Source organism: Bartonella sp. MR110HLJHH (assembly GCF_042194225.1).
Classification (GTDB): Bacteria; Pseudomonadota; Alphaproteobacteria; order Rhizobiales; family Rhizobiaceae; genus Bartonella; species Bartonella grahamii.
This window is the reverse complement of sequence record NZ_JBHIMQ010000035.1, coordinates 1-4,945: the sequence shown is the minus strand read 5'-3', so window position 1 is coordinate 4,945 and position 4,945 is coordinate 1. Positions and strand designations below refer to the sequence as shown.

Genomic DNA, 4,945 nt, shown 5'->3' with positions numbered 1-4,945 from the left:
TGTTATGAGTTTGATTTTGTAGTCTTCATATTTGCTTGTAGGCAATCCTTTTGCTGTCTTACTGATAATGTTGTAAATGTTTGATGCGGTGACTTTACCCAAGCGTGCTTGGAACCATTCTGCTGTTCTTTGTTCCATCTCACATCGCCGTTCTTTGTTCTTGTGGTGCATATTCTATATCTTGGACGTGAATATATTCGGCATCTTGTATAGGAACGTATGTTTTCTCTTGTGGTGGGAGATATTCTAGTGCGCCTTCTCTTTGAATTCTTGGCTTGCTTTCTAATATTTTCAAAACGTCGTCTGCTGTTTCACAAGACATATCTGTTAGCTTTTCTACTTTTGCATAAGAGAGAAGCTTATTTTTATCCGATTCTGTTTGTTCGATTAATTCTTCGATTTGCTTTATCTGTTTAGAGGAAACTTTTTGATTATTTGTATCGTCTTCTTTGGCTTGCGTTTGACCATCTGTATCGTCTTCTTTACTTGCTACATTAAGAAGCATGCCTAACAGGTATCTCCGTGCGTAGGTAATTGTGGAACCAACTGATTGTATGTTATTTTTAGAGCCTGCATTGTCAATTGGAAATGTTCCTTCTGTTGAGATTTGATTGCCTGAAGGATGAGACAGAGTTATTTCTATGGTAATGTTTTTTTCTGTTTGATTTTTAATACGAACAAACAAAGCAAAGTTGTATGTTGCAAGCCCTTCCTTTACAGCATCAATGTACTGATCAAGCGTAGCGTATTTGCTTTTTGTATGTTTATTAATGGCGTTTTGTTCGATATCTTTGTATTCCATTTGCATAGCCGAAAGATCACGGACAAAGTTTTGGCGCTCTTGTCGTTTTATCTCTTGTTCTCGCAATTCAAGAAGACGCTTGAGACGATCCAGATCAACATCATTGTCTAAAGCTCTTTCTAAAATAAGCTCCATAGCTGTAGGTTTGTTTTCACAATTGTTCGTTGTTTCCACTAATTCCGTTTGTGTGGTACTTAGTTCACTCATCTTGATTTCCTCCTATTTGAGCGCAATTCTCCCGTGGCGTGAATCACGCATGTTTTAAAAAGTTGTTTGTGTGGTTAGAAACGGTTTATAGAGAGACTATAAGATTAGTCGTTCGTATTTTCTCATCTGGTTTGTTCTCTAGTTGAGATGAGGTCAGTATTATCAACATGCCCATAAGCACCTGCATCATTGACAATGTATATAGCATCGCAGTTACCAAAAACACGTACATCACCGTAAACTTCTGTATATCCATAAAAATGTATACCCTCGTAAACTTCTGCATTACCAAAAACATGAGCATTATCAGAAATTTGTGCATCATCATAAACACGGACACCTTCATAAACCCATGCATTATCACCAACCCAGCAATCCCCTTCGTGACTTAAATTGCCCTCATGCTCTATAAAACCCCCTAAATCGCCTTTCTCGACGTTTCCAAAGTCTCGTAAGGCGCGAATGCGGTGGAGAGTTCTGCCATTAACTTCGATTGTTGCGTCTGTCAGTTCGTATTTCTTTTTTATCATAATAACCTCCTCTTAATGCATGCTTTGTCTTTTAAGCTCTTGAGACAGCACACCAATTCCTTTTGCTGTGATTTTTGCGCAAGGAATGACTTTTTCTATTCCACTTGCGGTTTGAAGTGTGATGGTTGGACAATCCATAAGTTTCTTTTGGATTTTGTCTTGGTAAGGAAGCAAATTTCCACCTGCTGCTCGTCTGTAAACCCAACCTTTTTTCTGTAAGAAGAGAATGAACTGTTTTGGTTGCATCTCGAGTATTTTAGCGGCTTCTGTAAGACCGAAGAGTCCGTCATGACGTTGTAAGCTTTCAAGAGCCATGGCTTTTGGTGTTAAATCTTCAATGATGGTGTCTTTTTGATCTATTTGACCTTGTAGGTAATTCAAAAAGCCAATCATAGCCTTTGGATTTGAATAGTCGATTTGTGGTATTACTGCTTGCTTTTCCAATTCTTGCCAACGGTCTATAATCCTAGCACGTAATGTCATGCTGTAACCGGAAACTAAGATAAGGCATTCACGCTTAGGGAGGTTGTAACAGTTTTGGGGTTTACCCTGTTTATCTAAATAGGTGGATCCAAATTTGGATTGACCCCCTTCAGGATATAATTCTCCTAACATTTGCCGAATATCACGCATAATATGCGCATGTTGCTTACCGCATAACTCTGCAATTTCACGACTAGACATCGTTTGAACTGTTGTGTTTTGAAAATTGTTTTCAGGTATTGTAATAAAGTTTCGCATCATCACCCCCTTAATTAAGAAAAACATAAGTTTTGGTATAATATTCTGCCATAGTTTCTATGGCGCTCTGCTTTAGCGATTTTCTTTGCTGCGTGAATTTTTAAGTAATGATTATCAGTTTTATCTGTTTCTATTTCAGATTTTGGACAAATCTTCTGTCTGTTCCATTCTTGTTTTGTAAAAACAAAATCCACGCCTTCTTTTAGATCAAGCTTTTCAACACAATCGTTAAACCAAGTGGAAAAATCTTGTTTCAAATGTAAGTGCCTATGCATTACATGGGCATTAACCATTTGGACACAACCAATTTTGTTGTCTACCTCGTTTTCAGGTATGAGATATCCTTCACTATGAATATGAGTATCATGTGTGGTCATAAGTTTACTCTAATCAATTATTGATGGGAAAAGGGGAGGCGCTTTTAAAAGCGCCCTTTAGAATTTTTAAAGCACATCACATGCACGCAAACGGTGTTGTTGTTCGTAAGTACCGTAAATCTCATCATTATATTTTTCTTTTGCTAAATCAGATAAAAGATCGTGGTAAGCATCACTTTCACGTACAAAGTAATGAACCTTACTATCCTCATGGAGATGTTCGATATTTGCTTCTACATATGCGTCTGCAATCTCTTCAGAGATATCTTGGCAACTCTTCTCAGAGGGATTTATACGAAAGATTTGGATTGCATCATCTACCTCATCAACAATGCTTAGAATTTGGCTTGCATCAAGTGGTCCAGACTCTGCAATGTGTTGATCTTTATCGTAGGCAACTAATAAAATTTCATTGGAATTTATAAGAATTGGCTTATCCATAATTTTTCCTCCCTAACGCCTCTTGGCGATTGTTTATTTGCGGTTTGTATAATTATTTATATAACTATAATTATAAAATAGCAAGCAAAAAATTATAAAAAGTTATATTTTTTATAAAAAATATTATAATATCTTGCTAAATAAGAGGGGGGGATAATTAGCGATAAGTCCGAATCATCTTGCTGTAAGAACTTATTGGCAAAATAGCAAATATCTCTCCAACCCACACAATTTTAACATTCTTAATGGGTAAGGCATTCCAAGAAAGCAGATCTATTTCACCATTCATGCCCCTGCTAATCTGCTTTATATATCTTTTATTATCATGTGTTAAAATAACGGCTTCTTTGCCAAAAAAGGATTCTATTGTTTTAATTTGGCGCCGTCTTACGATAACCATATCTCCATCTTTATAAGCTGGAAGCATAGAGTCTCCTTTAACTTCAAAAGCAACCATATCATCAGGTAAAGCAAAAGGAATTTCTACTTGTTCAAGACCATCTTCAGGGATTTGTTCAAAGCTTGGATCTATCTGTGTTCCTGCTCCAATATACCCCATAAGAGGAACAAAAGTTGTTAAGTGATTATCCCCTTTTAGTTCTTTGTATAATTCTAAAATGGCATCTCGATTAGAGCCGCGTGGATCAGAATCTTTTAACCACTTAGACACTGAAGCTTGTGTTACGTTTAACCGTTTGGCTACATCTTCTTGCGTTAAGTTAAACTCGGTCAAAATCTTTTTTAATGTGCTTATGATATTAGATTTATTACTCATACTTCTGCTTACCTTATTTTTTTATCGTTGATAAAGATAAATTTCCTTGACTTTATATAACTATAATTATATGAATAAAATAAGACAAAGCTGTAATTGGAGCTTGTAAATGGATCAACGAGAAGATTTTAAGAATTTGGCTAAGTCAATACGGGGCAAATTTAATTGGACACAATCAGAAATGGCGAAAATGCTTGGTGTAACTCAAGAAGCTGTTTGCAAGTGGGAAAAAAGAGGATCTATCTCCGTAATAAATTATCTAAAGCTGCAACAACTGAAAGGATGTTCTGGCTCTAGTTCTGCTCATATTGCTGCTCCTACAGATAATGATGAACATCAACAGCACCATTCACATTCTTAAACAGGCAAAAATAAAGAGATCAAATTAATAGATTACGCGTCACCATGCGCACGCATAAATACGCAACAGCCTTAAGGGGGGATTATGATCACTAATTTATATTTAAAGAAAGAAGGGGATGCGCATGTCTAATGGTATGCCATGGATAAGATTCCATTTGTATGACTGGATAAGTGGTACAAATGGAATGACATCTGAACAACGGGGGGGTTATATAACCCTTCTCGTTTACATGTATGAAAAAAAAGAACCACTTAAAACAGATTTTCAAACGCTTGCACGCGTTTGTCATTGTTCGCAGAAAAAATTTGCAGCTATTGTCGAATATCTCATGAGAAATAATAAACTTGTTAAGACAGATAATGGATTGTGGAATACGCGCGTTGAAGAAGAGCTGAACGATTTTGCTGATAAAAAAGAGCACATATCGCAAGTTCGTAGTGAGGCTGGTAAAAAAGGCGCAAAAGCAAAAAACAATATAAAACAACATATTAATAATTTTGCTGAAGCAAATGACAAGCAAAACGTTTTTTTTGCTGAAGCAAACGCTAAGCAAAATCAAGCTATAAAGAACCAGAATAAGAATATATATAAAAAAAATAAAACTAACGTTTTATTAAAAAAAGAAACTGAATTTGAAGATTTAGAAACAATCGATTTGGTTGACGAGCCAATCGAGTGTGATGTTGAAAGCCAATCAGAGCAAACCAA

General features: G+C 36.1%; 8 protein-coding genes and 1 pseudogene. 2 read left to right on the top strand and 7 right to left on the bottom strand.

Annotation, left to right across the window (positions count from 1 at the left end; all coding sequences use genetic code 11):
- The 7 genes and pseudogenes from ACFIKB_RS08900 to ACFIKB_RS08870 all read right to left on the bottom strand — a co-directional run.
- A pseudogene (locus tag ACFIKB_RS08900) lies at positions 1–138 on the bottom strand (exonuclease); the annotation flags it as partial.
- A 1-nt stretch (position 139) separates the two neighbouring features.
- On the bottom strand, positions 140–1,009 hold the full coding sequence (locus tag ACFIKB_RS08895) for an ERF family protein (protein ID WP_375653378.1): 870 nt from the start codon (positions 1,007–1,009) through the stop codon (positions 140–142).
- 122 nt (positions 1,010–1,131) lie between these two features.
- On the bottom strand, positions 1,132–1,539 hold the full coding sequence (locus ACFIKB_RS08890) for a hypothetical protein (protein ID WP_375653376.1): 408 nt from the start codon (positions 1,537–1,539) through the stop codon (positions 1,132–1,134).
- 12 nt (positions 1,540–1,551) lie between these two features.
- Positions 1,552–2,280, bottom strand: a complete 729-nt coding sequence (locus tag ACFIKB_RS08885) for a Rha family transcriptional regulator (RefSeq protein ID WP_375653381.1) — start codon at positions 2,278–2,280, stop codon at positions 1,552–1,554.
- A 14-nt stretch (positions 2,281–2,294) separates the two neighbouring features.
- Positions 2,295–2,657 carry an antA/AntB antirepressor family protein gene (locus ACFIKB_RS08880; protein ID WP_375644578.1) on the bottom strand — a complete coding sequence of 121 codons (363 nt, stop codon included), beginning with the start codon at positions 2,655–2,657 and terminating at the stop codon, positions 2,295–2,297.
- 66 nt (positions 2,658–2,723) lie between these two features.
- Positions 2,724–3,098, bottom strand: a complete 375-nt coding sequence (locus ACFIKB_RS08875) for a hypothetical protein (protein ID WP_375653374.1) — start codon at positions 3,096–3,098, stop codon at positions 2,724–2,726.
- 157 nt (positions 3,099–3,255) lie between these two features.
- Positions 3,256–3,873, bottom strand: coding sequence for an XRE family transcriptional regulator (locus ACFIKB_RS08870; RefSeq protein WP_004865405.1), 618 nt, complete (start codon positions 3,871–3,873; stop codon positions 3,256–3,258).
- Positions 3,874–3,982: 109 nt separating this feature from the next.
- Here ACFIKB_RS08870 and ACFIKB_RS08865 point away from each other — a divergent pair, with 109 nt between their 5' ends.
- Both ACFIKB_RS08865 and ACFIKB_RS08860 read left to right on the top strand, forming a co-directional pair.
- Positions 3,983–4,234 (top strand): helix-turn-helix transcriptional regulator, encoded by a 252-nt coding sequence (locus ACFIKB_RS08865; RefSeq protein ID WP_375653373.1) that lies wholly within the window; start codon positions 3,983–3,985, stop codon positions 4,232–4,234.
- A gap of 124 nt (positions 4,235–4,358) precedes the next feature.
- A partial coding sequence (locus tag ACFIKB_RS08860) for a DUF1376 domain-containing protein (RefSeq protein WP_375653371.1) occupies positions 4,359–4,945 on the top strand: 587 nt, incomplete at its 3' end.